This window comes from Burkholderia stagnalis (assembly GCF_039848545.1).
Lineage (GTDB): Bacteria > Pseudomonadota > Gammaproteobacteria > Burkholderiales > Burkholderiaceae > Burkholderia > Burkholderia stagnalis.
Map to the genome: position 1 here is coordinate 2,475,605 of NZ_CP156685.1, position 25,752 is coordinate 2,501,356.

24 protein-coding genes are annotated in these 25,752 nt (G+C 68.6%); 7 read left to right on the plus strand and 17 right to left on the minus strand.

Features of this window, described 5'->3' with window-relative positions:
* Positions 1–13: 13 nt before the first annotated feature.
* Complete coding sequence (locus ABFO07_RS11480; RefSeq protein WP_060148003.1) at positions 14–1,768, plus strand: AMP-binding protein; 1,755 nt, start codon at positions 14–16, stop codon at positions 1,766–1,768.
* A gap of 28 nt (positions 1,769–1,796) precedes the next feature.
* Complete coding sequence (locus ABFO07_RS11485) at positions 1,797–2,729, plus strand: DUF1571 domain-containing protein (protein WP_060147743.1); 933 nt, start codon at positions 1,797–1,799, stop codon at positions 2,727–2,729.
* A 12-nt stretch (positions 2,730–2,741) separates the two neighbouring features.
* Here the strand turns inward: ABFO07_RS11485 and ABFO07_RS11490 are convergent, their stop codons facing one another.
* Positions 2,742–3,029: a PXPV repeat protein gene (locus ABFO07_RS11490; RefSeq protein ID WP_124480441.1), complete on the minus strand. Its 288-nt coding sequence runs from the start codon at positions 3,027–3,029 to the stop codon at positions 2,742–2,744.
* A gap of 294 nt (positions 3,030–3,323) precedes the next feature.
* On the opposite strand from ABFO07_RS11490, the gene hfq reads away from it, so the two are divergent.
* Entirely contained in the window at positions 3,324–3,866 is a 543-nt protein-coding gene (gene hfq / locus ABFO07_RS11495; protein ID WP_059560236.1) for an RNA chaperone Hfq, read from the plus strand.
* 105 nt (positions 3,867–3,971) lie between these two features.
* Here hfq and ABFO07_RS11500 read toward each other — a convergent pair whose 3' ends face one another.
* From ABFO07_RS11500 to ABFO07_RS11565, 14 genes are all read right to left on the minus strand, one after another.
* Positions 3,972–4,682 carry a DUF2968 domain-containing protein gene (locus ABFO07_RS11500; RefSeq protein WP_059886137.1) on the minus strand — a complete coding sequence of 237 codons (711 nt, stop codon included), beginning with the start codon at positions 4,680–4,682 and terminating at the stop codon, positions 3,972–3,974.
* A gap of 55 nt (positions 4,683–4,737) precedes the next feature.
* Entirely contained in the window at positions 4,738–6,129 is a 1,392-nt protein-coding gene (locus tag ABFO07_RS11505; protein ID WP_347467252.1) for a sigma-54 dependent transcriptional regulator, read from the minus strand.
* Positions 6,130–6,144: 15 nt separating this feature from the next.
* Complete coding sequence (locus ABFO07_RS11510) at positions 6,145–8,136, minus strand: TadG family pilus assembly protein (protein WP_347467254.1); 1,992 nt, start codon at positions 8,134–8,136, stop codon at positions 6,145–6,147.
* 7 nt (positions 8,137–8,143) lie between these two features.
* Positions 8,144–8,482: a DUF3613 domain-containing protein gene (locus ABFO07_RS11515; RefSeq protein ID WP_059807137.1), complete on the minus strand. Its 339-nt coding sequence runs from the start codon at positions 8,480–8,482 to the stop codon at positions 8,144–8,146.
* A 23-nt stretch (positions 8,483–8,505) separates the two neighbouring features.
* A complete protein-coding gene (locus ABFO07_RS11520) occupies positions 8,506–9,384 on the minus strand; it encodes a hypothetical protein (RefSeq protein ID WP_059906323.1) in 879 nt (292 codons plus the stop codon).
* A 23-nt stretch (positions 9,385–9,407) separates the two neighbouring features.
* A complete protein-coding gene (locus ABFO07_RS11525; protein ID WP_059886144.1) occupies positions 9,408–10,421 on the minus strand; it encodes a type II secretion system F family protein in 1,014 nt (337 codons plus the stop codon).
* A 4-nt stretch (positions 10,422–10,425) separates the two neighbouring features.
* A complete protein-coding gene (locus tag ABFO07_RS11530) occupies positions 10,426–11,424 on the minus strand; it encodes a type II secretion system F family protein (RefSeq protein WP_060016738.1) in 999 nt (332 codons plus the stop codon).
* Positions 11,417–12,775, minus strand: a complete 1,359-nt coding sequence (locus tag ABFO07_RS11535; protein ID WP_059560215.1) for a CpaF family protein — start codon at positions 12,773–12,775, stop codon at positions 11,417–11,419. The genes ABFO07_RS11530 and ABFO07_RS11535 overlap by 8 nt, the downstream gene beginning before the upstream one ends.
* Positions 12,776–12,778: 3 nt before the next feature.
* A complete protein-coding gene (locus tag ABFO07_RS11540; protein ID WP_059560212.1) occupies positions 12,779–14,080 on the minus strand; it encodes a fimbrial protein in 1,302 nt (433 codons plus the stop codon).
* Between the two features lie 45 nt (positions 14,081–14,125).
* A complete protein-coding gene (locus tag ABFO07_RS11545; protein ID WP_124489908.1) occupies positions 14,126–15,460 on the minus strand; it encodes a type II and III secretion system protein family protein in 1,335 nt (444 codons plus the stop codon).
* Between the two features lie 79 nt (positions 15,461–15,539).
* Positions 15,540–16,445: a Flp pilus assembly protein CpaB gene (cpaB, locus tag ABFO07_RS11550; protein WP_059906161.1), complete on the minus strand. Its 906-nt coding sequence runs from the start codon at positions 16,443–16,445 to the stop codon at positions 15,540–15,542.
* A gap of 86 nt (positions 16,446–16,531) precedes the next feature.
* Positions 16,532–17,002, minus strand: a complete 471-nt coding sequence (locus ABFO07_RS11555) for a TadE family protein (protein WP_059560205.1) — start codon at positions 17,000–17,002, stop codon at positions 16,532–16,534.
* Positions 16,999–17,499, minus strand: a complete 501-nt coding sequence (locus ABFO07_RS11560; RefSeq protein WP_059807152.1) for an A24 family peptidase — start codon at positions 17,497–17,499, stop codon at positions 16,999–17,001. Before ABFO07_RS11560 ends, ABFO07_RS11555 begins: the two co-directional genes overlap by 4 nt.
* Before the next feature lie 86 nt (positions 17,500–17,585).
* Positions 17,586–17,780, minus strand: coding sequence for a Flp family type IVb pilin (locus tag ABFO07_RS11565; RefSeq protein ID WP_175038410.1), 195 nt, complete (start codon positions 17,778–17,780; stop codon positions 17,586–17,588).
* 634 nt (positions 17,781–18,414) lie between these two features.
* Between ABFO07_RS11565 and ABFO07_RS11570 the strand changes: the two genes are divergently transcribed.
* The 4 genes from ABFO07_RS11570 (at position 18,415) to ABFO07_RS11585 (ending at position 23,982) form a co-directional block, all read left to right on the plus strand.
* Positions 18,415–20,103 (plus strand): collagen-like triple helix repeat-containing protein, encoded by a 1,689-nt coding sequence (locus ABFO07_RS11570; protein ID WP_124489907.1) that lies wholly within the window; start codon positions 18,415–18,417, stop codon positions 20,101–20,103.
* Positions 20,104–20,146: 43 nt separating this feature from the next.
* Entirely contained in the window at positions 20,147–21,526 is a 1,380-nt protein-coding gene (locus ABFO07_RS11575) for a collagen-like triple helix repeat-containing protein (protein WP_059807157.1), read from the plus strand.
* A 135-nt stretch (positions 21,527–21,661) separates the two neighbouring features.
* Entirely contained in the window at positions 21,662–23,350 is a 1,689-nt protein-coding gene (locus tag ABFO07_RS11580) for a ShlB/FhaC/HecB family hemolysin secretion/activation protein (protein ID WP_060159525.1), read from the plus strand.
* Between the two features lie 170 nt (positions 23,351–23,520).
* On the plus strand, positions 23,521–23,982 hold the full coding sequence (locus tag ABFO07_RS11585) for a DUF2147 domain-containing protein (protein ID WP_059807165.1): 462 nt from the start codon (positions 23,521–23,523) through the stop codon (positions 23,980–23,982).
* A gap of 99 nt (positions 23,983–24,081) precedes the next feature.
* Here the strand turns inward: ABFO07_RS11585 and ABFO07_RS11590 are convergent, their stop codons facing one another.
* Together ABFO07_RS11590 and zapE are read right to left on the minus strand one after the other, a co-directional pair.
* The gene (locus ABFO07_RS11590) at positions 24,082–24,495 is read right to left on the minus strand and encodes a transposase (RefSeq protein WP_059886156.1); all 414 of its coding nucleotides are present in this window, start codon (positions 24,493–24,495) and stop codon (positions 24,082–24,084) included.
* Positions 24,496–24,650: 155 nt separating this feature from the next.
* A complete protein-coding gene (zapE, locus tag ABFO07_RS11595) occupies positions 24,651–25,748 on the minus strand; it encodes a cell division protein ZapE (RefSeq protein WP_059560181.1) in 1,098 nt (365 codons plus the stop codon).
* Positions 25,749–25,752: the final 4 nt, after the last annotated feature.

The following is a 25,752-nucleotide window of genomic DNA, read 5'->3' on the forward strand; positions in this document are numbered from 1 at the left end:
CCTGGAGACCACCATGTCCGCTTCCGCAGCGCCAGCCGCCGCGCAGACGCCGCCGAACACCGACGGCGTCTGGTTCGCGTCGTATCCGCCCGGCGTGCCCCGCGAGATCGACGTCACGCAGTATGCGTCGCTCGTGCAGTTCTTCGACGAATGCACGGCGCAGTTCGCCGAGCGTGTCGCGTACGTGAGCGCCGGCGCGTCGCTGACCTATCGCGCGCTCGCGCAGAAGGTGGCCGCGTTCGCGTCGTATCTGCAGAGCATCGGCGTGAAGCCGGGCGACCGCGTCGCGATCATGCTGCCCAACACGTTCCAGTATCCGGTCGCGCTGTTCGGCACGCTGAAGGCCGGCGCGATCGTCGTCAACGTCAATCCGCTGTACACGGCGCGCGAGCTCGCGCATCAGCTGAAGGACAGCGGCGCGCAGACGATCGTCGTGTTCGAGAACTTCGCGCGCACGCTGCAGGACGCGCTGCCGGAAACGCAGGTGAAGAACGTGCTCGTCACCGCGCTCGGCGACCTGCTCGCGGACGGCTTCAACGCGAAGGGCCGGCTCATCAATTTCGTGCTGAAGCACGTGAAGAAGCTCGTGCCGCCCTATCACCTGCCGCAGGCCGTGCAGCTGCGCTCGGCGCTCGCGCTCGGCGCGCGCGGCACGCCGCAGCCCGTGCCGCTCACGCGCGACGATCTCGCGTTCCTGCAGTACACGGGCGGCACGACGGGCGTCGCGAAAGGCGCGATGCTCACGCACGGCAACCTGATCGCGAACCTGCTGCAGGCGAAGGCGTGGATCGCCGATCAGGTTTCGGGCGACATCGAGACGGTGCTCACGCCGCTGCCGCTGTATCACATCTATTCGCTGACGGTGAACGCATTCATCTTCATGGGGCTCGGCGGGCGCAACATCCTGATCGCCAACCCGCGCGACACGAAGATGGTGATGAAGATCATCCGTCACGAAACCTTCACGGGCATCACCGGCATCAACACGCTGTACAACGCGTTCCTCGACGACGAGGAATTCCGCAAGCGCGATTTCTCGAAGCTCAAGCTCGCGATGGCGGGCGGCATGGCGATGCAGCGCGCGGTCGCCGAACGCTTCCAGCAGGTGACGGGCCGGCCGATCGTCGAGGGCTACGGGCTCACCGAGTGCTCGCCGATCGTCACGATGAACCCGGTCGACCTGGCGGACATGGCCGCGTTCAGCGGCTCGATCGGCCTGCCCGCGCCGTCGACCGTCGTGCGCTTCCGGCGCGAGGACGGCACCTGGGCCGGCATCGGCGAGCCCGGCGAGCTGTGCGTGCGCGGGCCGCAGGTGATGCGCGGCTACTGGCAGCGCCCCGACGAAACCGCCACGGTGATCGATGCCGACGGCTGGCTCGGCACCGGCGACATCGGCGTGATGGACGAGCGCGGTTTCGTGCGCCTGATCGACCGCAAGAAGGACATGATCCTCGTGTCGGGCTTCAACGTGTATCCGAACGAGATCGAGGAAGTGCTGGTGATGCATCCGGGCATCAGCGAGGCGGCGGCGATCGGCATTCCCGACGACGTGCAGGGCGAACGGATCAAGGTGTTCGTCGTGCGGCGCGACCCGGCGCTGACCGTCGACGACGTGCTCGCGCATTGCCGCAAGAACCTCACCGGCTACAAAATGCCGAAGTTCGTCGAGTTCCGCGACGCGCTGCCGCAGACCAATGTCGGCAAGATCCTGCGCCGCGCGCTGCGCGACGAGGAAATCGCGAAGCGCAATGCGGCTTCGCGCAGTTGAACACCGGCCGCTTGCGGAGACACCACCGATGACTCGATCCACCGGGCGGCACGCGCGGCCGCTGCGCCGACACGCAGCCGTCGCCGCGCTCGCCGCCGCGCTGGCGCTCGCCCTGCCCGGCGTGCGCGCGCAGGAGGCCGCAAGCGCGGCGCCGGCCGCGCACGACGCGGCCACCCTGCCCGCCGATCTCGCGAACGTGACCCATCAGCCGGCCGCGCAGCAGGCGCGCTGGCTGCGAGCCGCCGCGCGCCAGGGCACGCTCGCGAAGCTCGACGACGCGACGCTCGCCGCGCTGTTCGCGGCGCTCGACCCGCTCGCCGTGCCCGAATACATCCGCCAGGGGCCGAACGGCTATCCGTCGTATCAATTCACGATGGTCCGCCAGGAACGCATCAACGGGAAATGGTCGGACACGCCCGACCGGATGCTGGTCCGAACCACGCGCGAGCCGCTCAGGGTCTATGCGAAATGGCTGCCGGACGGCGCGCATGCCGGCCAGGAGATCATCTACGACACGACGCGGCGCAAGGACGAGATGGTTGGGCACCTCGGCGGCCTGCTCGGCAAGCTGCCGATGTGGACGGCGCTCGACGGCACGCTCGCGCGCGCGCAGTCGAATCACCAGGTGAAGGATCTCGGCACCGAGTTCATCGCGAACCTGTACCTGACCGAGGGAAGGAAATACCTGGAAGCGGGCGTGCAGCGCCCGACCCGTGTGGAAGCGAAGACGGTCGGCGGCGTGCGCGTCGTCGCGCTGACCTACGAAACGCCGACCGGCCGGCCGCAGTTCTATGCGAAGAAGGAGATTCTGGGGCTCGACCTGCGCGAGCCCTATTTCCGGACCGTCGAATCGTATGACAACGACGGCCGGGTGTTCGAGCGGATCGTGATCGAGAAGATCGCGCCGGCGTCGTTCGACGACGCCGCGTTCGACCCGAAGAACCCGGACTACGCGTTTTGACGCGCGCGGCGCTCAATCGTCATCGTCGCCGTGATGCTTGCGCCAGTGCTTGTAATAATGCTTGCGCCACTTGCGGTAGCGATCGTCGTCTTCGTCGTAGTAGCCGTAACCGTAGCCCGGGTACGCGACCACCGCCGGCTGCGGCGCCACATAGACCGGCGCCGGCTCGACATAGACCGGCGCGACCGGCAGGCCGATCCCGACCGCGACGTCGACATGGCCCGCCATCGCACTGCCGGACGCCGCGGACGCCAGCAACGCAACGGCGCCGCCCCACACTGCCATTCGCCTCTTGTTCATGTTCTGGACCTCTGATAAGCCGGCTCGACCGGCATGCGCGACGACTCTAGCCGAGCGGCGCGCCGCCAGGTGCAACGGTCCTGCGAGAGTCGTAACGCGACGTAACAATGCACCGCTAGCCGTTTGACCGAATCGCGAAATCGCGTGGAAGCGTCTATAGTGGGTTACGGTTCGACACAATCACGACCGCGCGCATCCGGATCGAACAGGGTAGAATCCCGCCAAACACTTTGTGGATTCCACGCCACACACACGCACAACATACTTTCTGACGCAGGCTCCTGCCGCATCTCAATGGCCAATCCCGCAGAATCCCATCCGCAAAACGACTTCATCAATTCCGCGCGCAAGGAACGCAAGCGCGTCGAGATCTATCTCGTCAACGGCATTCGTCTGACGGGTTGCATCGAGTCGTTCGACCAGTACCTGGTGATGCTGCGCACCCCCGTGGGTCTGCAAGGCATCTACAAGCGTGCGATTTCCACCATCCAGCTCGACACCGGCGGTTCGCGACCGGGCGGCGGCGGTTCGCGCGGCCCGCGCACGGGCGGCGGCGGGCGCCCCGGCGGCCGTGAAGGCGGCGGCCACAGCCCGTACGGCTCGCATGGCGGCTCCCGCGAGTCACGCGGCGACTACGGTTCGCGCGAGCCCCGCGAAGGCTACGGCGCGCCGCGCGAGCCGCGTGAACCCCGCGAGCCGCGCGAAGGCTACACGCCGCGCGAGAGCTACGGCGCACCGCGCGATTCGGGCGACGCCCCGGCATCGCCCGGCAGCGGCAACGGCAATGGGCCGGTGATCGTCACCCGCCGTCGGCGCATCGTGCCGGACGGCCAGTAAGGCGCCAGCCAGTCAAAAGCAAAAGGGCAAACCCGCGGGTTTGCCCTTTTTTCTTCATCGCGCCGGCGCGGCATGTCGCCGCATGCGCCGGCCGCTTCGCTCAGCTCAGTGCGCAGCCGGCAGGCCGGCATCGGCCTCGCGCTGCAATGCACGCACCTGCTGCTGCAACGCGCGCAGCTGCGACTTGAGCTCCGCCTGCTGCGACTGCAGCGCCACGGTTTCGCCGCGCACTGTCTTCTGGCGATCCGCGACAGCCGCCTGCTGCTCGCGGGCGATCGACAGGTCCGCCTGCAGGCGCCGCGCCCGCTCCTGCGTCACGGCGATCTGGCGGTCCGTCTGCGCCTTCTGCGATTCCAGCTTCGCCGCACGCAGCTCGTTGACGGCCAGATGCTCGGCCTGGCGCGAGAAATCGCGATAGATCGCTTCGGCCCGCACGTCGCTGTACGTCTTGATCACGCGCCAGAACGCCTTCTGCTGGAACAGCGCGACGAAATAGGCGCCGTCCTTCACGTTGAACAGCAGGCTCGCGCCGTAGCTGCCGTTGTAGGCGGTGCGCATTTCCGTCAGCGTGTGCGCCTGGATCAGGCGCTGCAGCTCGTCGACCGTGCTGGGGCCGGTCGTGTCACCGGCCTGCATCTGCGTCTGCCCCTGCGCGTCGACCGACGGAATCGCGACCACCGGCGCCGATGCGGCCTGCACCGGCTGTGCGGCCGGCGCCGAGTCGGCCAATCCTTGCGCGTACGCGCCCTGCATGCCGCCAATCAAGGCGAGCACCGCGCACGCCCGTCCCAAACCCAACCCCGTAATCTGGCTCATGAAATGAAATTCCCGCTCCAAGTCGTTGTAATTCTGCGGCGCATTATCGCATTAATTACTCGCTTTCGCGGGTCTCGGGCTCCTCGTCGAAGATCTGATACTTGCGCATTTTTTCCCACAGCACCTTGCGGCTGATGCCGAGTTGCTGCGCGGTATCCTGGCGCCGCCAGCCGTTCGCGTCGAGTGCGGCGATCACGCGGCTGCGCTCGCTCATGTCCCACTTGCTGCGGTCGACGAACACCTCGGCCACGCTCTCCGCCGGCACCGGCTGCGCGGCGCTGCGCGCATGCGCGACCAGCCGCTGCAGCCGCGCGGCGTCCCAGCCGCCCGTCTGCCGCACCGTCACGCCGACGCGCTCGGCGAGGTTGCGCAGTTCCCGCACGTTGCCGGGGAAATAGCTGTCGGCGACGGCTTCCGCGAGCCAGTACGGCAGGTCCGGAAGCTGCGCGAGCCGCTCGTCGCCGACCACCTGCGCGACGAACGACTTGAACAGCGCGATCTTGTCGACCGCGCCCCGCTCCTCGAGCGACGGGATGCTCAGCTCGATCACCGCGAGCCGGTAGTACAGGTCCGCGCGGAACAGCCCTTCCTTCACGAGCTGCGGCAGCTTCTTGTTGCTCGCCGCGACCAGGCGGAAATCGACCTTGATCGGCGAGGTCGCGCCGACGCGCAGCACCGCGCCGTCCTCGAGCACGCGCAGCAGCTTCACCTGCTGGTACAGCGGCAGGTCGCCCACCTCGTCGAGGAACAGCGTGCCGCCCGCCGCCTGCTCGAAGTAGCCTTTATGCGCAACAACCGCGCCGGTGAACGAGCCTTTCGCATGCCCGAAGAACAGCGATTCGAACAGGCCGTCCGGAATCGCGCCGCAGTTAACGGGCACGAATTCGCCGAGCCGGTAGCGCGAGTGCTTGTCGTGCAGCAGTTGCGCGATGCGCTCCTTGCCGACGCCGGTTTCGCCGTGCAGCAGCACGTTGGTATTGCAGTCCGCGAACGTATCGACTTCGCGCAGCAGCGCCTGCATCGATTCCGAATGCGCGACGAGTTCGGACGGCTGCAGCGTCTCCGCCGCGTGCGCGCGCAGCTGCGTGACGAGCTTGCCGACCATCCCGCGCAGTTCGGCGCAGGTGAAATCGAGCGGCAGGATGTGCGAATACTCGGGCGGATACTGCGACGCGTCGTGGTCGCGCGCCGCGCCGACCCACACGACCGGCATGCCGATGTTGGCTTGCCAGTCGCGCAGGAACGCGGTGCCGCTTTCGATCATCGTCACGCTGATGATCGCCAGCGACGGGCGCATCGCGGCGCGCTCGGGCGACAGTTCCGCGTTGTCGGCGCGGATCACTTCGACGTCGAAGCTCGCCATGCAGCGGGCGACCCGGTCGACGATGTCCGCCTTGCCTTCCCAGACGTACAGGTCGAGCTCTTCGATTGCGGGCGTGGTTCTCATTCTTCGGATGATTCTTCAGTTGACGAGTTGCGCGGCATTGCAGGTCAGCGACATCTGATGCACGGTCGCCTGGCCCACCTGGACGCCGAGCAGGCTCAGGATCGGTACGAGCAAGGCATCGAGCGACGACAGCACGGGTTGCAGCACGAGGTTGCCGATCGTGCTGAGCAGCGGGCCGAGCGGCACGGTGATGCCGAGTATCGTGACGGAGTTCAGGTTGATGTTGCCGAGTGCCGTGCCGAGCGACGCGCCGAGGTTGTTCACGTACGTCGTCCAGTAGCTGTTCTGGTTCGCCGCGGTGGACGGCGCCACCCAGCCGCTGCCGCACGACACCGGGCTCGACAGGCCGCTCGCCGCGTTGCAGAAATGGTAAGGCGAGGTCGTCGGGTAGCCCCCGTAAGGCGCACTCGCGTACGTACTGCCGACGATCTGCAGCACCGGGTTCGAGATCGACGCGGACACCGGCACGGACTGCGTCGTGCCGATGCCCAGCAGCGTGGCCGAAGCCGTGAGATTCAGCAATTGCAGCGTGCCCGTAGCCGGACAACTGCTCACGTTGGACAGGTTCAGCGTCCCGGACGGCGGTGCGCTGATGCACAGCTTCGCGATCCCCGGCGTGGCAAGGATCGTCGTCGTGCTCGGCGTCGAGGCCGAACCGCACTTCGTCGCGGCGAGGCTGGCGACAGCCGGCCCGCCCACCAGCAGGTAGATCGGCAGATTGATGCCGCTCAGCGACGCGGAAATATCCAGCAAGCCGCTCAAGCCCAGCGGCCCCAGCAGTGCGCCCGTGCCGAGCGTAATCGTCGGCGTCTGCACATTCAGATACAACCCGATCTGCGCGGACGACGCCTGCGTGCGCCATGTCCCGTCCGGCAACTGCCCCGCCTCGCCGATCGCGATCGACGGCGGGCTCAGCACCTGCAACTGCAGCTTCACGACGTTGAAGCCGGTCGCCCCGAGCGGCAGCGTGACGCCGGTGTTCAGCGACACCGCCTGCCCCTTGTTGTACGCGGCGACCTGCGCGGCCGTCGTCAGCAGGTCGAGCAGGTTGACCGTCGCATCGGCGCCCGACTGCGGATTGCCGAGGCTGATATTGAGCAGCGCGTTGGACGCATTCGCGATCACGACGGTCGTATTGCCGACATTCGCGCCCGCGAGCTTGCCGAGCGCCGACGACGCGGCCGTGAGCTGCGCCACGTAGCCGGTGCTGTTGGTGCCGCCCGGCGTCACCGCGCCGACATACGCACTGAGATTCCCGACCAGCGTCGGCATCGACACCGCCAGGTTCACGAGCCCGTTGACCGACCCCGCGCCCAACGCCGTCGAGATTCCCGCGAGCTTGATGTTCGCGCTCGCGAGCGACTGGTAGTCGGCGAGCGTCAGGTTGACGCTCGTGCCGAGCAGCGCGGACAGGATGCCGTTGAGCCAGACCGGATTGACGCTCGCGAGCGTCGCGCTGACCGAAAACGTGTCGATCGCGCTCGCGCGCGCGGTCGACGTGGCCGACACGGTGCCGGGCCCCGCGCCGAGCGCCGAGAGCACGCCGAGGAACGAATAGCGCATCGTGCGCGTGACCGTCACCTGCGTCGCGTTGAGCTGCGTCATCCCGCTCGCGGCCGCCGCGTAATAGGCCGGCAGGCTCGCATAGACCTGCGGATCCCAGCGGCCGCAGGTCGCCGCGACCTGGTCCTGCCCGCGCGACGGCGCGCCCGTGCCGACCGCGTTCGAATCGTTCGCCCGCGCATTGTTCAGCGCGGCCGCGCCTGCCGCCGCGCAGGACGTGTCCGACGGATCGAGCGACTGCACGGCGGCCAGCGCCGCCATATCCGCGATCCGCTGCATGTCGCGCCGCTGATAGAACAGGTTGCCGATGTCGATCGTGCCGAGCGTCACCAGCGCGACGAGGATCCACACGGTCGCGAGCACCGACACGGCGCCGCGCTGGCCGCCCATCCGCGGGCGGTCGCGCCCGGCCGGGCGGCATCCGAGGAAACGAACCGCGCTCATCGTCATGTCAATTCGACTGCATCGCGCCCTGCCCGCCGGCCGCCGCGCCGCCGCCGCCGCTGGAACCCAGCGGCGAGCCCAGCGTGTCCGGAATCTTGTTCTTGAACGAGTCGAGATAGCGCTGGTACGCGAGCGAAGCAGCGTCGCCGAGCATCGGCAGGTCCGCGCCGGCGGCCCGGTTGTCGCGTTGCAGCGCGAGCCACGTTTCGGTCGAGCGGCCGATGTCGGCCGCGGTTCCGGTCAGCCGCTGGCCATGCGCGGCCGCCGTCGCGCCGAGCAGCGCGACCAGCGCGGCGACGCGGCGCACGACCGCACGCCGGGCGAGGTTCTTGTGGTGATCGGTCATGTCGTTTCCCCCGGAACGTCCTGTCATTGTGCGAACCGCTGCAGCATCGGCGCGGTTTGATCGAATCCCTGGATGCTCGCCACCGGCGACGCGCGCTGCGCGGCGTTGCTGCCTGACACGTCGACGACGCTGCCCGAGCCGGCCGCCGCCGCCGCAGCCGACGCGGGCGCCGGCCGCCGCCACGTACGCGCGGCCGCGGCGATCCGCGTCGCGTCGCTGCGGATGTCGTTGCGGATCTCCGTCGACAGCTTCTGCTGGCTCATCAGCTTCTGCGCGTCGTGCGCGCGGCCCGACACGAGCAGGTACAGCGCCAGGTTGCTGACGATCTTCGGGTTGTTCTGGTTGAGCTCGATGGCCTTCATCAACGGCACGCGCGCGCCCGGCACGTCGCCGCAGCGCAGCTTCGCGTACGCGAGGTCGGACAACATCGACGCGTCGGTCGGCGCGAGCACCGACGCCTGCGACAGCGCCTGCGCGGCGCGCTCGAAGTCGCCCGCGGCACCGGCGATCAGCCCCAGCCCGCGATAGCCGCGCGCGGCAAGCGGCGTGTTCAGCAACTGCGTGTAGACGGCCGCGCTCGCAGCCGGCTGGTCGGTCATGCGCAATGCGTCCGCGCGCAGCAGGATCGACTCCGGCGAACCGCCGTACTGCTTCTCGTACGCGTCGATGTGCGCGAGCGACGCGTAATACAGGCCTTGCGACTGCATCCGCTCGATCAGGCCGAGATACATGCCGGGCGTATCGGGCGCGGCCTGCTTCTGGCCCGCCGCATCCATCAGCGCGGCGCGCTCGGCCTGCGCGCCGACGCCGTAGCCGCTTTCCTTGAAGGTCGAGCACGCGCCGAGCAGCACGATCATCGCCGCCACGCCCGCCCGTTTCGCGATTCCACCGATCCGCTTCATCTTGGTTCCTTCCGTGCGCCGTGTCATTGGTGCGCCATCGACAGCGCGCGCAACACCGAAATCATCCCCGGGCCGGCCGTCACGATCAGCAGCGCCGGCAGCAGCGTGAGGATCATGACGCCCGTCATCTTCACCGTCAGGCGGCCGATGCGCTCGCGCAGCATCGCGCGGCGCGCTTCGCGCAGCCGGTCGCCGAACTGCTTGAGCGGCTCCTGCACCGCGCCGCCATGCTTGTCGACCTGGATCATCAGGCGCACGATCGCGCGCAGGTCCTCGTTGTCGTAACCCGACGCCAGCCGCTGCAGCGATTGCTCGCGCGTGCGCCCCGCCGCGAACTGCCGCTGCGCGATGCCCATCTCCGACGACAGCACCGGCATCATCCCGCGGAAGTCGTTGGTCACCACCTGGATGCTCTGGTCGAGCGACAGGCCGACGCCCTGCAGCAGGCGCAGCATGTCGACCAGCAGCGGCAGCTCGTCGACGACGGCCTGGCAGCGCTTGCCCGCGCGGCGCCGGACGTAGGCTTTCGGCAGCATGAAGCCCGTGACGAACGCGAGCACGAAGCCGAGCACCCAGCGGCCGCCCTGCAGGTGCGGGCCGACGAAGGCGACGAACAGCACCGGCACCACCAGCGCACCGACGATCCGCGCGCTCAGGAACAACCCGCGCGAGCGCGCATCCACGTAGCCGCACTGCTCGAGCATCCGGCGGTCCTCTTCGGCGACGACGTGCCGGCCGACCCCCGTATCGAGCCAGCGGGTGCCGGCCGCCGACAGCCGTTCGAGCAGGTGCGCCACGCGCGCGCGCCGCCCGGCGGCGGCCGGCGTATCGCCCTTCGCAGGCCGCGGCGCGGCGCCGTCCGGCACCGCGCGCGCGCCCGCTGCCGCGAGCGTGGCCGCACGGCGCTCGAGCGCGTCGGCGAGCGCGCGGCGGCTGCGCGTTTCGGTGCCCGCGCGCCGCAGCGCCAGCCACGCCAGCAGCAGCACGCCGAGGGCGCCGAGCGCGAGCGCAATCGATCCGAGTTGGTTGGGCGTCATCGCGTCACCTGAGCCGGGCCATCCGGTACAGCCACGCGCCGCCGACGATCTGCATGACGAACGCCAGATAGAGGTACGTCCGCCCGCTCTCGTCGTTCCACATCGAGCTGAGATAGGACGGATTGGTCGAGATCACGAAGCCGCCGACCGCGATCGGCAGCATCACGAGCACCCACGCCGACAGCCGCGTCTCCGACGACATCGCCATCAGCTCGCGCTCCGCCTGCTCGAGGTCGCGCATGAACACCGCCATGCGTTCGAGCATCACGTCGGCACGGCCGCCATAGCGCACCGACAGCCGCAGCACCGAGCCGACCAGTTCGAACTCCTTCGTGTGATAGACCTTCGCGATGTGCATCATCGCGCGATCGATCTCGACGCCCGTGCGCAGCATCCGCGACACGTGGTCGAGGCAGCCGCGCAGCGGCGCCTCGGTCGTCTGCAGCGCGGCCTGGAACGCGGCCGGCACGCTGTTGCCGAGCGTCACGAGACGCACGATCCCGTCGAGGAACGACGGCAGCTGCCGGACGATCTGCAGGCGGCGGCGGTGAATGCGCGACACGAGCCAGAACGTCAGCAGCGCGACGCCGCCCACCAGCGCCGCCACGCCGCCGAGCACGCCGCCCGACTGGCCCGCGACGAGCGCGACGGCCGCCAGCGCCGCCAGCGCGAGCAGCGCCTTGCCGCGCGCGTCGTCGATCCCCGCTCGGCTCGCGAGGTGTTCGAGGTATTCGGTCGCGCGGGCCCGCCAGACCGCGCGGCGCGACGTGGGCGCAGCGGATGCCGGCGGCGTGCCGGCCTTGGCCGCAGCAGCCTGTGCCGCGCGGGCGGCCGGTGCAGCCGCGCCGTGCGCCGCCGAAGCCGCGCGCGCGGCCGGCTCGATCCGGCTGTCGATGAAGCGCTGCGCGTCCGCGCGGTCGCGCTTGAGCTCGCCGTGCCGCCACAGCAGCAGCGCCGCGGCGATGCAGACGAGCGCGAGCGCGCCGGCCGCGAGGCTATACATTGAAGCCTCCGCCGCCGCGGCCGAAGCCGTCGCCGCCGAACCCGCCCGCGCCGAACCCGCCGCCCGACAGCGTCTGGCGGAAGCGCGCGAGCTTCGGCGAATGCGGATGGATGCCGAGCGATTCCCAGTGATCGATTTCCTCGCCGTCGGGCGTCACGCGCGCCTCGTAGCGATACAGCTCCTGCGTCGCGATGATGTTGTCCGACAGCCCCGTGACCTCGGTGATCGACAGGATCCGCCGCCGCCCGTTCGACAGCCGGCCGATCTGCACGATGAAGTCGATCGCATTGGCGATCTGGCGGCGCAGGCTCGATTCGGTGCCCTGGAAGCCCGCGAAGCCGGCCAGCATCTCGAGCCGGTACAGGCATTCGCGCGGCGAGCTCGCGTGCACGGTGCCCATCGAGCCGTCGTGGCCGGTGTTCATCGCCTGCAGCATCTCGAGCACCTCGCCGCCGCGCACTTCGCCGACGATGATGCGGTCCGGCCGCATCCGCAGCGTGTTGCGCAGCAGGTCGCGGATCGTCACGACGCCGGTGCCGTCGAAGCCGCCCGGGCGGCTTTCGAGGCGCACGACGTGCGGGTGGTTCAGCGACAGCTCGGCCGTGTCCTCGATCGTCACGACGCGCTCGGGCTCGGGAATGTGGAACGCGAGCGCGTTCAGCAGCGAGGTCTTGCCGGAGCTGGTGCCGCCCGACACGAGGATGTTGCAGCGCGCCTCCACCGCCGCCTCGAGCAGCGCGCCGACCTCCTCGTTGTAGGTGCCGTTGCCGAGCAGGTCGGCCGGCCGCAGCGGGTCCTTGCGGAACTTGCGGATCGACACGACCGGCCCGTCGATCGACAGCGGCTCGATCACGACGTTCACGCGCCCGCCGTCCGGCAGCCGCGCGTCGACCATCGGGTTCGACTCGTCGAGACGGCGGCCGATCGGCGCGAGAATCCGCCGCACGATCCGCAGCAGATGCGCGTTGTCCGTGAAGCGCACCGGCAGCTTCGCGAGGATGCCGTGGCGCGACACGTAGATGTCGTTGTAGCCGTTGATCAGGATGTCCTCGACGTGCGGGTCGGCGAGCAGGTCCTCGATCGGCCCGAAGCCGGCGAGCTCCTTGGTCAGCGCCTCCGCGATCGTGCGCACCTCGTTCTCGTTGAGCGGAATGCGGCGCAGGCGCACGAAGCTGTCGATCTCCAGGTCGACGAACTGGTTGATCGCCTGCCGCGACCAGCGGCCGAATTCCGCGCCCAGTTCCTCGATGCGCGTCAGCAGGTGCTCGTGCGCGGCATTCTTGATGTCGTGGAAATGCTGCGTCTGGGAGAACGGCGCGGCGCCGTCGGCGAATTGAATGTCGTGTGCCATCGCTTACGATCGCTTGGACGAAGGGTGAATGAAGCGCTTGAGCGCGGAAAGGCCCGACGCGGCGCGCGGTGCGGCGGCGGCGCCCGCGAGCCGCTCGGCGAGCGGCTCGAGCGCCCGCACGTACGGGTCGCGCTCCGCCGTCTCGACGATCAGCCGCCCCTGGTTCGCCGCATGGCCGATCGGCACGCGGCGCGCGGGCAGCGTCGCCAGCAGCGCGATGCCGAGACGATCGGCGATCTGGCCCGGCGTCAGGCCGAGCGCCGGGTCGTACTGGTTGACGACGAGCCGCAGCTTGCCGGTGTCGATGCCCGCATCGCGCAGCGCATCGAGCAGGTCGACCGCCGACACGATCGACGCGACGCCCTGGTCGCAGACCAGCCACGCCTCGTCGGCCGCCGCCGCGATCTGCGCGACGAACTCGTGGTTCGAGAACCCGCCGAGATCGACGATCTGCTGGTCGAAGAACGCGCGCAGCCGGTTCAGCAGCCCGACGCACGACGCGTACGACACGTCGCGCAGATCGGCGAGGTTCGGCGGCAGCGTCGTCAGCGCGACGCCGCTCGCATGGCGGGTCAGCGCGGTGTTGACGAACGTGCGGTCGATGCGGCGCAGGTTGCGCACGGCCTCGACGAAGTGGAACTCGCAGCGCGTATTGAGGAACAGCGCGCTGTCGCCCGCGGGCAGCCCGAGGTCGACGAGCGCGGTCTGCCGGTTACGCGGCGCGGCCGTCGCGCCCGTGGCGCCGCCAGGCGCGGCAGCGCCGTCCGCCGCCGTGCCGGACGCACCCGACGCGCCGCGCCGGTGCAGCCACACCGACAGGTTCGCCGCGAGCGTGCTCACGCCCATCCCGGCGCGCGCGCCGAGCAGCGCGACCAGCTTGCCGTGACGGTTCGCCGGCTCGCCGCTCGCGTGTTCGAGCAGCGCGCGCGTGATGCGCAGCGCATCGTCCGGCGCGCCGGACACGTCGATGAAATCGTGCACGCCGGCCCGCAGCGCGGCGAGCGCGCTTTCCGGCTCGGCCAGCGTGCCGAGCGCGACCACCGGCAGCCCCGGATGCGCGACGCGCACCGCGGCGGCCGCCGCACTCGCCGCCACGGACGCGCCGGAAAAATCGATGAAGACGATCGCGGGATTGAGCCCCGCGATGCGCTGCGCGAGCGCGCCCGGTTCGAGCGACGCGGCTTCCACCGCGCCGGCCGACACCAGCGTCTCGCCCAGCCAGTCGACGTGCCTGTCCTGCTGCGACGCGCACACGAAGTAGTCGGTCACGGCGGGCTCAGCCAAGGAAAGGGTTCTCGCGTTCACGTTGAACTCCTCCGGTTACAAACCGCGCGACGACACGCCCCGCGTTCATTTCGAAAACCCCGGCGCCGCGTCGGGCGATGCGATGCCGCGGAGATACGACCGCCACACCGGGCCGTCGCGCTGCTCGGACAACTCGCCCGGCGTCGCCGGCAGCGACGCGCCCTTCGCGATCGGCGCGACGAGGTGCGGCGTCACGATGATCAGCAGTTCCTTGTCGTTCTGCTGATAGTTCAGCGACTTGAAGAACGCGCCGATGATCGGCAGATCGCCGAGGAACGGCACCTTGTTGATGTTCGACATCGTCTCGCGATCGATCAGGCCGCCGATCACGAAGCTCTCGCCGTCGCCGAGCTCGACCGTCGTGTCGGCGCGGCGCGTCGTGATCGCGGGCACCGACACGCTGTTGATGGTGACGCCGTGCAGGAAGTCGAGCTGGCTCGATTCCGGCGCGACCTTCAGCGCGATGCGGCGCGGGCTCAGCACCGTCGGCGTGAGCGTCAGGCCGACGCCGTACTGCTTCCACTGGATCGCCGTCGAGCCGAGCGCCTGCGGCACCGGCACCGGAATCTCGCCGCCCGCGAGAAAGCTCGCGCTCTGCCCGGACAACGCGACGAGCGTCGGCTGCGCGAGCACGCGCGCGAGATTGTTCGCCTCGAGGATCGACAGGTTCGCGAAGATGCCGCGGCCGGCCGAATTCACGACGAGGTTGAAGGCCGACGCGAGCGGAATGCCGGCCGTCGCCTGGAACGCGCCCGTTCCGCCGCCGCTGACCGACTGCAGCCCGCCCGACGTGAACGAGCCGAACGCGAAGCCGTTGCTCTGCTTGAAGAAGTTCAGCCCCGCTTCCTTCAGCACCGAGCGGCTGAACTCGACGACCCGCACGTCGACCTGCACCGTGTTCCTGCCGCCGACCGTCGACGTGTCGATCACCGCGCCATCCTTGCCGCTCATGCGCTTGCCGACGGCGGCCGCGCGTTCATGCGCGTCGAGCGACGACGCCGCCCCCGACAGCACCGACGTGCCGCCATAGGCCTTCACGCCCGGCGTCGAACCGTCGAGCACGGCCTGCGCCGCCGCATCGACGACGTTGACGTTCCACACCATCGGCTCGTCGCGGCCGCGCTCCCACAGCATCACGCTGGTCGAGCCGGGCGCCTTCGCGACCAGCAGCACGGAGCCGGCCCGGCTGCCCTTCATGACCAGCACGTCGGCCACCGCCGGATCGCCGACCGCGACCCGCTGCAGCGCGCGCCCGGCGGCGATCTGCCGCTGCGCACCGACCGCGAGATCGATCGACGCGCCCGCGCCGGCCGCGACGGCGAGCGTCGTGGTGGTCAGGGCCCAGAGGGACATCGCGAATGCAATCAGTGTGTTCTTCATCGTGTCGGTGACCGTCGATCGGTCGTCTCCCTTGCGTCGCTGCTTGCGAAGACCGTGCGTGGTGGTGGTGTTCATTCGTTCAATAGGCGACCGTCTCGGCGCGCCCGCCGCGTATCACTTCGATGCTGCCGCCCGCACGCGCCGTCACCGGCGCACGCGGCGCGGCCGGTTCGCGCGGCGCGGCGCGCGCACGCGACGCCGACAGTTCGTCGAGCCCGACCCCCGCGGCCGCCACGGCCGACGGCCCGAGATCGCCCATCGTGCGGGTCGCGACCGTCTGCGCGGCGGCTTCGTCATCGTGCGGATTGCGCAGCGCGAGCGTCAGGCGGCCGCTCGCTTCGGCCAGCGTCAGCGCGTCGATCTGCGCGGTCGGCACCGCGAGCACCGCGGTCCGCGCCATGCTCGACGCGCCCGGCGCGCCGTCCCGTTCGGGCGTCGCATCGCCGAAGGCCAGCACGCGCACCTTCGACAGCAGCAGGCGCGCCTGCGTACGCGGAATCTCCGAACCGGCCTGGCCGATCCCGCCACCGCCATCGCGCTTCAGGTTCAGGAACACGTCGACGAAGTTGCCGGGCCGCAGCCGGTTGCCGACCGCGTTCGTCTCGTCCACCTTGACCGCGACCGCCCGCTCGCCTGGCGCCACCTGGTCCGCAAGACCCGACGTGAGCCCCGTCGCGAGCACCGGCGACGCCTCGAGGATGTCGTTGGCCGGCACCCGGCCGACGAGCGGCGCCGGATCGCTGAACGCGCCGGCCGGCAGGATCGGCACCTGCGCGACCTTCAGCGCGTCGACGCTGATCGGCTGCCCGGCCGGCAGCAGGCGCGCGGCCACGACGATCGGCACCGTCTTCGCCGCGGCGGCCGGCATGGCGACCGGTGCGGGCGGATGCGCCGGGCCGCGCCCGAGCATCCATGCATAGATGCCCAGCAGCACGGCGATCGCGATCAGCAGCCCCGCGATGATCTTCGTCAAGTTGTTGGCCATGTTCAGTGTCGGGTGCCGTGAGTGATGAGGTGGTGTCGTCTTGCGGGTCGGGTTTCAGGCGTCGGGGGCATACCGTGCTCGCTGCGTCACAGGATGGTGGCCGGGTTGATCTGCACGGTCGCCGTGCTCGTCAGCGCATTCGGCATCACGAGGCTCAGCAGCGGCAGCGACGGAACCAGCGGGTATTGCGAATACGGGTAGGTCACCGTGACCGTTACGCAGTACATCGAAGCGTCGTAGCTGCATGACGCCGACGGCGGCAGCGGCACCTGGACGTTCGGCAGCCAGCGGGTCAGGTTCTGCGCGGTCGACTGGGCGGCCTTGGCCCGGTCCTGCAGCGCCTGCGTGCCCAATCCGCTCGACTCGGGGATGTAGTTCAGCGCCGCCCGCGCGCCTTCGGTCGCGGCCAGCGTCAGGTTCTGCTGGACGGCGAAGATCAGCCCGAACGACACGATCGCGTAGAAGATCAGGAAGAACAGCGGGAACACGAGCGCGAACTCGACCGCCGTCGCGCCCCGCTGGCGCCGCCGGGTTCGCGGCTGCCGATGGGTTCTCATTGCACGCCCCCCGATACGACGAGATGCGCGAGCCACACCGCCGCCGGCGCCACGAGACACGCGGCATACGGCGTCGCGCGCCGCCCGCCGAGCGCCATCGCGGGGGCGCCGCGCCGCCACAGCGCGCCGAACGACGTGTTCGACAGCGCCATCAGCGCCAGCGCGTGCGCGCCGGCCGCAACGCTCGCGACCACCCAGAACCAGAACAGCGCGTGCATGCCGCACCACGCGCCGAGCACCGCGAATACCTTGACGTCCGCGGCGCCCATTACGCGCAATGCAAAAAAGGGAAACAGGCTGGCCATCCCGATCAGCATGCCGAACAATGCCTGCCGCGGGAAAATACCGAATGGATTCGCATGCGCGAATGCGCTCGCAACGCCCGCGATCAAACCCGCCAGGACGAGCGCATTCGGCACGCGTCGAAAGCGGATATCGCCGAGCGCGACAAGCATCGCCCACGCGAAAAAAATTCCGGTGCTAATGAGGAGCGCCATGTTGAAACCGGCCGCGCGCGCAGGAGCGGGCGGGTCGCATTGACGACCCGCCCGCCGCAACGGCGGAATGCCGCGTAGAACTGCGGTCAGTTAGCCGCTGTCAACTGGGTGACGATGCTCCCGAATAGCGTCTTCAGCTGGGTGCCGATACTGGTGACATTCGTCACGATGGCGACCGCAATCAGACCCGCGATCAGACCGTACTCGATCGCGGTTACCCCGTCTTCTTCCCGAAGGAAGCGAATCATCAGTGCCTTCATTTTATTTCCTCGTGCCTGTATGTTTCTTTCTCAGGCCGCTTATACGTGTGCATCCCCGCATATTCGGCCTCGCTCCGCATCGTTCGCCCACCTGCCGAGACGACGATCGGATGCTCATTCTTTATAGTGGTTTACGCATGACGCGTATCACGATTTGATGCAAGTTAACATTCGCGATATAGCCTCCTCCTCGAACGTCTGTACCGAACCGTACAAAACTTACACCCGCCTCGAATCTTATCTCCGATCCCTTTTAATTTCCAACCTCTTTTTACCGCCCGGATCGAAAAAAACGACACGTAGCACACCGTATTTGTACGGCGTTTCGGTACGTCTTACACATAGGATTTACGATAGGTTAGATGTGCACATCTAATCCACCTGTAAAACAGCGAATCACCCCCTCCGCCCCCGCACGTTACGCCGCACGCGTAACGCCAATGATGTGACGTTACGTTACGCACTACGCGAAATCGTTCTCATCTACCGGCGCTCAACCAATCTCAACAGTCTTTCAATTCGCGTAAGCCCTTTTCCTATAAGGAATTGCCTCGTTTAAAACCAATCGTCGAACCGTCCGCCATTGAAATGGCACGACAGTTGCAGAGTAGTCCGCGCACCACTCAACACAACACATGCTTAATGCGAGGACGAAATGGACATTCAGGTAATCCCTCATGGCACGCTCCGGACGACTCTGATCGCGGCCACCGTGGCAGCCATGCTTTCCCTTTCCGCGTGCGGCGGCTCCGGTTCGATCAGCAAGGGCATCGGCGGCTCGAACTCGGGCACGAGCGGCGGCGATTCGATTTCCACGTCCGGCGGCGGCACGTCGGGCTCGACGAGCGGTACGTCCGGCAGCACGAGCGGTTCAACGAGTGGTAGCACCAGCGGCAGCACCAGCGGTTCGACGAGCGGCAACACGAGCGGGACGACCAGCGGCACGAGCGGTACGTCGGGCGTGTCGGCGAACGCGGTGGGCAAGGTGCTCGCCAGCGGCAGCAACGTCGTGACCGGCATCGGCTCGACGGTATCGGGTCTCGGCTCGGTCATCGGCAGCCAGACGCTGCCGGGCGTCAACCCGCAGACGACGCAGGCGGCCGGCGGCGTCGTACAGAGCGTCGGCGGCGCGGTCACCGCGCTCGGCAACGGCCTCGGCAATGGTCTCGGCCAGCTTGGCGCGACGAGTAACCCGGTGGGCGTCACGCTCGCCAGCACCGGCGGCGTGGTCAATCAGCTCGGCGGCGCCGTCACGCAGACCGGCAACCTCGTCACGAGCCTCGGCAGCGGCCCGCTGTCGCCGCTCGCGCCCGTCACCGGCGCCGCCGGCGGCCTCGTGTCGACGGTCGGCAACGCCGTCGCGAACGGCGGCAACACGCTCACCAATGCGCTGTCGACGGGCCCGGTCCAGCAGATCACGCAGACCGTCAGTTCCGCCATTACGCCGATCACGACGATGGTCGGCAATACGACCCAGACGGTCGGTTCGGCCACCGGCCTCGGCGCGCCGGTCAACATGCTGCTCGGCACGCTCGGCAATGGCCTGAACCAGGCCGGGGCACTGATCGCATCGAAGGGCGGCAACCCGGTCACGACCGGCCTCGGCAACACGACGTCGGCGGCGGGCAATACCACGACGGCGATCGGCGGACTGCTGACCGGCGGCAGCGGCACAACCAATCCGCTCGCGCCGCTTACCGGCATCGTGTCGACCGTCACGGGCGCGCTCGGCGGTGCGACGGGCGGCGCCAGCGGCCCGCTTGCCCCGGTCACCGGCCTCGTCTCCACCGTCACGGGCGCACTCGGTGGCGCGACGGGCGGCGCAGGCGGCAGCGGCCCGCTCGCTCCGGTCACGGGCCTCGTGTCGACGGTCACCGGCGCGCTCGGCGGCGCGACGGGCGGTGCAGGCGGCGGCAGCCCGCTCGCCCCGGTCACGGGCCTCGTGTCGACGGTCACCGGCGCGCTCGGCGGTGCGACGGGCGGCGCAGGCGGCGGCAGCCCGCTCGCCCCGGTCACGGGCCTCGTGTCGACGGTCACCGGCGCGCTCGGCGGCGCGACGGGCGGCGCAGGCGGCGGCGGTCCGCTCGCTCCGGTCACGGGCCTCGTGTCGACGGTCACCGGCGCGCTCGGCGGTGCGACGGGCGGCGCAGGCGGCGGCAATCCGCTCGCTCCGGTCACGGGTGCGCTGAACACGGTCGCCAACACCGCCGGCAGCGCGACCTCGGCCGCACCGGCGCTGTCCGGCGGCACGGGCGCCGTCACGAACTCGGGCGCATCGTCCAACCCGCTCGCTCCGGTCACGTCGCTGATCGGCGGCCTGCTCGGCGGCGTCCACGGCAAATAAATCCGGTTCTTCCATCCATCAAAAAGACAGCGAGGAGTCCAACATGTCCCAGCACCGTTCCCTGACGTCGGTCGCACTGCGCGAGTGGCGCGTTCCCCTCACCGTGTTCGCGGCGGCCTGCCTGCTCGCCGCCTGCGGCGGCAACAGCGTGGGCGCGCCGCCGTCCAGCAGCAACAACGGCGGCTCCACCAGCGGGACGCCGACGACGAGCGGCACGAGCAGCGGCACGTCGACGGGTACCAAGGGCGTGGTCAGCACGCTCGGCCAGACCGGCACCGATCTCGGCAATACGATCGGCGGCGTGAGCCTGCCGGGCGTCGGCAACGGCGTGACGCAGGGCCTCGGCAGCACGGTCTCGAGCACGGGCACGATCCTCGGCGCAGCCGCGGATGCGGTGAGCAACGGGCTCGGGCAGATCGGCTCCACGAAAGACCCGGTCGGCACGACGGTCGCCGGCCTCGGCAACGTTGTGGGCGCAACCAGCAACACCGTGTCGGGCCTGAGCTCGACGGTCAAGGCGCTCGGCAGCGGTCCGCTGTCGCCGCTCGCGCCGGTCACGACGCCGGTCGGCACCGTGCTCGACACGGTCGCCAACGGTCTCGGCGCAGCCGGCAACACGATCGGCTCGACGCTGTCGTCGGGCCCGGTGCAGCAGATCACGCAACCGCTCAGCTCGGCCATCACGCCGCTCGTCATCACGGCCGGCCAGGTCACGCAGCAAGTCGGCACGACGACGGGCCTCGGCCAGCCGGTGTCCGGCCTGCTCGGCCAGATCGGCGGCGCCGTCAGCTCGGCCGGCCAGAAGGTCGCGGGCTCGTCGCAGCAGCCGCTCGTCGGCGACGTCGGCCAGCTCGTCACCGCGGTCGGCAACACCGTGACCAACGCCGGCGGCCTCGTCAATCCGAATGGCCCGAACGGCGCCGCGCCGATCCCCGGCCTGATCACAAGCCTCGTCGGCGGCTCGTCGGCCACGGTGCAAAGCGGGTCGTCGGGCTCCGGCTCGACCAACCCGCTCGGCGGCCTGCTGTCGGGGCTCGGCTCGACACCGCTCGGCGCACTCGGCGGCAGCGCAACGTCGGGCGGCGCGGCCAATCCGCTCGCGCCGGTCACGGGCGCGCTGGGTGGTGCGAGCGGTGGCAATCCGCTCGCACCGGTCACCGGCCTCGTGTCGACGCTCACCGGCGCACTCGGCGGCGCAACGGGCGGCGCAGGCAGTACAAACCCTGTCGCACCCGTTACCGGTTTGCTGAATACTGTCACCGGCACGGTAGGCGGCGCGGCGAGTACGGGGGGCACGTCGAGCCCGCTCGCGCCGATCACGTCGCTGGTCGGTGGTGCAGCGGGTTCGACGTCCGGCAGCTCGACCGGCCTTCTGGCGCCGGTTACGGGGTTGCTGGGCACGCTGGGCAGCGTCGGCAAGTAACGCAGCAGGCCGCGCGTTCCCAGCCGGGGCGAACGCGCGGCTTCGATCAGAACCGGCGATGCGGCACACGACGCGCGGCGCCACTGGCGCCGCGCGCGCACGAGAAGACGAAAGCAAGGCCTACGAGGAAGAACAATGAAATCCAGATTCGATAAATGGATGATGCTGCTCGCCGTCGCGGCGGCGGCAGGCGCGACGCAGGCGCAAACGCGCGTCGCCGGCAACCCGCTCGACGCCCTCCCCCAGATCAACGCGCCGAAGAAAGGTCCGAACGTGACCGTGCAGGTGGCACCGCAAGCCCCTCAACTGCAGGAACTGCTGTCGCGTCACCTGACGCCGACCACGTTCCAGGTCGAAGGCGTCAAGTCGGTGCCGTTCGAGGAGATCTCGCGCCGCTTCACCCCGCTCGTCGGCAAGGACATCACGATCGGCGAACTGATCGAGACCGCCAACGGCGTAACGAAGCTGTACCAGGAGCGCGGCTACGCGTTGTCGTTCGCGTTCATTCCCGCGCAGACGTTCGACAACGGCGTCGTGCGCGTGACCGTCGTCGAAGGCTATGTGTCGGACGTGAAGGTCACCGGCAAGCCCGGCGCGATGGAATCGAAGATCCGCGCGATCGCCGCACATATCACCGCCGATCGTCCGCTGCGCCGCGCGACGTTCGAGCGCTACGTGAATACGTTCGGCCTGCTGCCCGGCGTGTCGGTGAAGGCCAACGTGCCGCCGCCGCAAACCACCGACGGCGCGACGACGCTCGAACTGAACGTCGAGCGCAAGGCGTTCAACATCAGTTCCGGCATCGACTTCAACCATCCCGGCGTGCAAGGCCTGATCACCGCGACCGAGAACGGCCTCACGTCGTTCGGCGAGCAATTGAGCATCTCGGCGCTGGTGCCGCCGGGGCGCGACAAGGTGACCTACGTCGCGTTCAGCGGCGCGGTGCCGGTCGGCAGCAGCGGCCTCGTCACGCGCCTCGACGCCAGCACGTATCGCGGCAAGCCGACCGACAACCCGGGCCTGCCGTCGTATGTCGAGCGCACCGTGAAGAACGAGAAGCTCGGTCTTTCGGCATCCTATCCGTTGCTGCTGAACAATCAGCGCAGCCTGCTCGGCACGGTGTCCGGCTACGCGTCGCACAACGAGGATCGCTACCAGAACCAGATCACCGGCGCGACCCTGGAAAACCGGTCGCAGGTTCGCGTGCTGCAGATGCAGCTCGACTACACGAGCGTGGGCCCGAAACAGGTCCGCAAACTGAGCGTCAACGTCGCGAAGGGCTTCGATATTCTCGGCGCGTCGAAATCGCAGGACATCACCGTCGGCAATACGACGACGTCGCTGCCGAGCCCGATCTCGCTGACCTTCGTGCGCACCGGCGCAACGTACACGCAGACCAACGAGTGGCCGTTCCGGATCGGCACGTCGGTATCGCTGACGGGCCAGTACAGCCCGGATTCGCTGCCGACGTCCGAGCAGATCTCGTTCGGCGCGCAGCGCTACGCGCTCGGCTACCAGCCGGGCGAAACGTCCGGCGATTCGGGATGGGGCATGTCGCTCGAGGTCAATCGCGCCTTCTCGCCGGGCTGGACCTACCTGAAGACGATCACGCCATACGTCGCGTACGACATGGCGCGCGTCTACCTGCATGCCGGCACGCCGCAGCCGAACCGGCTGTCGTCGGTGGGCATCGGCGTGCGGCTGAGCGACAGCCGCTACTACAACCTCGACCTGTCGGTGGCGAAACCGGTCGGCGATGCGCCGGTCGAAAGCGCGTCGCGCAGCCCGCGCATCAACGCTGCGTTCTCGTACCAGCTCAACTGACCGGTTGCCCGCGCGGCAGCGTGCCGCGCGGGCTGTTTGGATTAGAGCCCCCTCTATCAAACGCAGCGCCCGGTTTCACGTATTCTGCCGAGAGCTCGCAACATGCCACCGCCCCATGCAGACGGTCGTGCGAGCCGCTCGAAACGACATGCGAAACAAGGAGGAAGACGATGATTCAACTGACCCGCCCGTTGCGTACGATGGCCCTCGCCGGCGCGCTGCTCGCCTGCACTGCCCATGCATTCGCACAAGCCGACAGCCCGGTCGGCATGTGGCAGACGATCGACGACAGCACGGGCAAGCCGAAGGCGCTCGTACAGATCGCCGCGGATTCGGACGGCTCGCTGTCGGGCAAGGTCCTGAAGGGCCTCGGCGAAAGCGATACGCCCGATCGTCGCTGCACCGCATGTACGGACGAACGCAAGGATCAGCTGATCAAGGGCATGACGATCATCAAGGCGATGAAGAAGGACGGCGACACGTGGGATGGCGGCAACATCCTCGACCCGGAAAACGGCAAGGTCTACAAGTGCAAGATGACGCTGCAGGACGGCGGCCAGAAGCTGGTCGTGCGCGGCTACATCGGCGTATCGCTGCTCGGCCGCTCGCAGACGTGGGTTCGCCAGCCATAACGATGTGCGCGCCGCCGCGCGCCGCATAAAACAAATCGGCCTGCGACGGTGTCGCAGGCCGATGTCTTTTCAGGGCCGATATTCACGCAACGCCGGCGATCATGCCGCGCGCTTGAGGACCTCCGCACCATATGCGCCCTGCGCTGCCAGATGCGCGGGCACGGCGATGCTGCGCGCTTCCGCCGCTTTCGATTGCGCATGCTTGCGCATCCGCGTGGACAGCGTGTTGCACAGATTCATGCCCGCTTCGCCATACAACGTGCGCATCACCTGCATCAGCGCGCCGGTTTCGTGCCAGACCTTGAAACGGCGATGGCATGTCTGATACGACGGGTAGCGGCGCGGCATTGCGGACCAGGTCGCGCCGCTGTAAATGACCCAGAGTACGCCGTTCATCACGGCGCGCGTGTTGGCGAGCGGCCGGCCGCGCAGCTCGGTGCGCGGCTGCATTTCCGGTAGAAGCGACGCGACGCGCTGCCACTCGTTGTCGGTGAGATCGCGATACGGTGTCATGGGCATCTCCAGCCTTGGTAACCATGACACAACGATATCGGGTCAACCCTGAGTTGAATATAAGACTAGTCCGAAAATGAGACGCGATGCAGTCGAATTAACCGGAATTGACCATTGAATGCGACAAATTCGCCCATCACGCCCGTTGTACGCGCTCAGGTCAGCGAAGTATCGACGATGCGCCGCGGCGTCTCCAGATACTCCTTCGACTGCATCTCGACGATCCGCGAGACCGTGCGCGCAAACTCGTTGGCCATCGGGCCTTCGACGTACAGCGATTCGGCCGGCACCGCCGCGGACATCAGCAGCTTGACCTTGTGGTCGTACAGCACGTCGATCAGCCACGTGAAGCGACGCGCCTCCGACGCCATCCGCGGCGACATCTGCGGCACCTCCGACAGCACGATCGCGTGGAAGCGGCTTGCGAGCTCGAGGTAATCGTTCTGCGAGCGCGGCCCGCCGCACAGCGTCGCGAAATCGAACCACACGACGCCATCGGCCTTGCGCAGCGCCTTCAGCTCGCGCTTCTCGATGTGCAGGATCGGGCTCTCGTCGGGCACCGCGGCGAGCTTCGCGAATGCGTGGCGCAATGCGCGGTCGGCGTCCGCGCCGAGCGGCGTGTGATACATCTGCACCTGCGCGAGCGTGCGCTGGCGATAGTCGACGCCCGCGTCGACGTTGAGCACGTCGAGCTTGTCCTTGAGCAGCGCGATCGCCGGCAGCATCCGGTCGCGATGCAGGCCGTCCGGATACAGGTCGTCCGGATCGTAGTTGGACGTCATCACGAACTGCACGCCATTCGTGAACAACCGGTCGAGCAGGCGATACAGGATCATCGCGTCGGCAATGTCCGACACGTGGAATTCGTCGAAGCAGATCAGCCGGTAGCGCTTCGCGATGCGGCGTGCGAGCTCGTCGAGCGGATCGGCCTGCCCCTTCAGTTCCTCGAGCTCGCGGTGCACCTCGCGCATGAACTCGTGGAAATGCAGGCGCGTCTTGCGCTGCACCGGCACGACCGCGAAGAAGCTGTCCATCAGGAAGCTCTTGCCGCGCCCGACGCCGCCCCACATGTAGACGCCGCGCGGCAGGTCCGGATGGATGATGAGTTTCTTGAACGCATTCGAGCGGCGCGCCTTGTACGCAACCCACTCGTCGTAGCAGCGCTGCAGGCGGTCGATCGCCGCGCGCTGCGCGGTGTCGGACTGGTAACCGCGCGTGGTCAGCTCCCGCGCGTAGTATTCGGTGACGTTCATCGGG

What these genes read in the sequence shown, in the direction of transcription:
- ABFO07_RS11480 (WP_060148003.1), top strand. Translation starts at nt 14, where the DNA reads ATGTCCGCTTCCGCAGCGCCAGCCGCCGCGCAGACGCCGCCGAACACC.
- ABFO07_RS11485 (WP_060147743.1), top strand. Translation starts at nt 1,797, where the DNA reads ATGACTCGATCCACCGGGCGGCACGCGCGGCCGCTGCGCCGACACGCA.
- ABFO07_RS11490 (WP_124480441.1), bottom strand. Translation starts at nt 3,029, where the DNA reads ATGAACAAGAGGCGAATGGCAGTGTGGGGCGGCGCCGTTGCGTTGCTG.
- hfq (WP_059560236.1), top strand. Translation starts at nt 3,324, where the DNA reads ATGGCCAATCCCGCAGAATCCCATCCGCAAAACGACTTCATCAATTCC.
- ABFO07_RS11500 (WP_059886137.1), bottom strand. Translation starts at nt 4,682, where the DNA reads ATGAGCCAGATTACGGGGTTGGGTTTGGGACGGGCGTGCGCGGTGCTC.
- ABFO07_RS11505 (WP_347467252.1), bottom strand. Translation starts at nt 6,129, where the DNA reads ATGAGAACCACGCCCGCAATCGAAGAGCTCGACCTGTACGTCTGGGAA.
- ABFO07_RS11510 (WP_347467254.1), bottom strand. Translation starts at nt 8,136, where the DNA reads ATGAGCGCGGTTCGTTTCCTCGGATGCCGCCCGGCCGGGCGCGACCGC.
- ABFO07_RS11515 (WP_059807137.1), bottom strand. Translation starts at nt 8,482, where the DNA reads ATGACCGATCACCACAAGAACCTCGCCCGGCGTGCGGTCGTGCGCCGC.
- ABFO07_RS11520 (WP_059906323.1), bottom strand. Translation starts at nt 9,384, where the DNA reads ATGAAGCGGATCGGTGGAATCGCGAAACGGGCGGGCGTGGCGGCGATG.
- ABFO07_RS11525 (WP_059886144.1), bottom strand. Translation starts at nt 10,421, where the DNA reads ATGACGCCCAACCAACTCGGATCGATTGCGCTCGCGCTCGGCGCCCTC.
- ABFO07_RS11530 (WP_060016738.1), bottom strand. Translation starts at nt 11,424, where the DNA reads ATGTATAGCCTCGCGGCCGGCGCGCTCGCGCTCGTCTGCATCGCCGCG.
- ABFO07_RS11535 (WP_059560215.1), bottom strand. Translation starts at nt 12,775, where the DNA reads ATGGCACACGACATTCAATTCGCCGACGGCGCCGCGCCGTTCTCCCAG.
- ABFO07_RS11545 (WP_124489908.1), bottom strand. Translation starts at nt 15,460, where the DNA reads ATGAAGAACACACTGATTGCATTCGCGATGTCCCTCTGGGCCCTGACC.
- cpaB (WP_059906161.1), bottom strand. Translation starts at nt 16,445, where the DNA reads ATGGCCAACAACTTGACGAAGATCATCGCGGGGCTGCTGATCGCGATC.
- ABFO07_RS11555 (WP_059560205.1), bottom strand. Translation starts at nt 17,002, where the DNA reads ATGAGAACCCATCGGCAGCCGCGAACCCGGCGGCGCCAGCGGGGCGCG.
- ABFO07_RS11560 (WP_059807152.1), bottom strand. Translation starts at nt 17,499, where the DNA reads ATGGCGCTCCTCATTAGCACCGGAATTTTTTTCGCGTGGGCGATGCTT.
- ABFO07_RS11570 (WP_124489907.1), top strand. Translation starts at nt 18,415, where the DNA reads ATGGACATTCAGGTAATCCCTCATGGCACGCTCCGGACGACTCTGATC.
- ABFO07_RS11575 (WP_059807157.1), top strand. Translation starts at nt 20,147, where the DNA reads ATGTCCCAGCACCGTTCCCTGACGTCGGTCGCACTGCGCGAGTGGCGC.
- ABFO07_RS11580 (WP_060159525.1), top strand. Translation starts at nt 21,662, where the DNA reads ATGAAATCCAGATTCGATAAATGGATGATGCTGCTCGCCGTCGCGGCG.
- ABFO07_RS11585 (WP_059807165.1), top strand. Translation starts at nt 23,521, where the DNA reads ATGATTCAACTGACCCGCCCGTTGCGTACGATGGCCCTCGCCGGCGCG.
- ABFO07_RS11590 (WP_059886156.1), bottom strand. Translation starts at nt 24,495, where the DNA reads ATGACACCGTATCGCGATCTCACCGACAACGAGTGGCAGCGCGTCGCG.
- zapE (WP_059560181.1), bottom strand. Translation starts at nt 25,748, where the DNA reads ATGAACGTCACCGAATACTACGCGCGGGAGCTGACCACGCGCGGTTAC.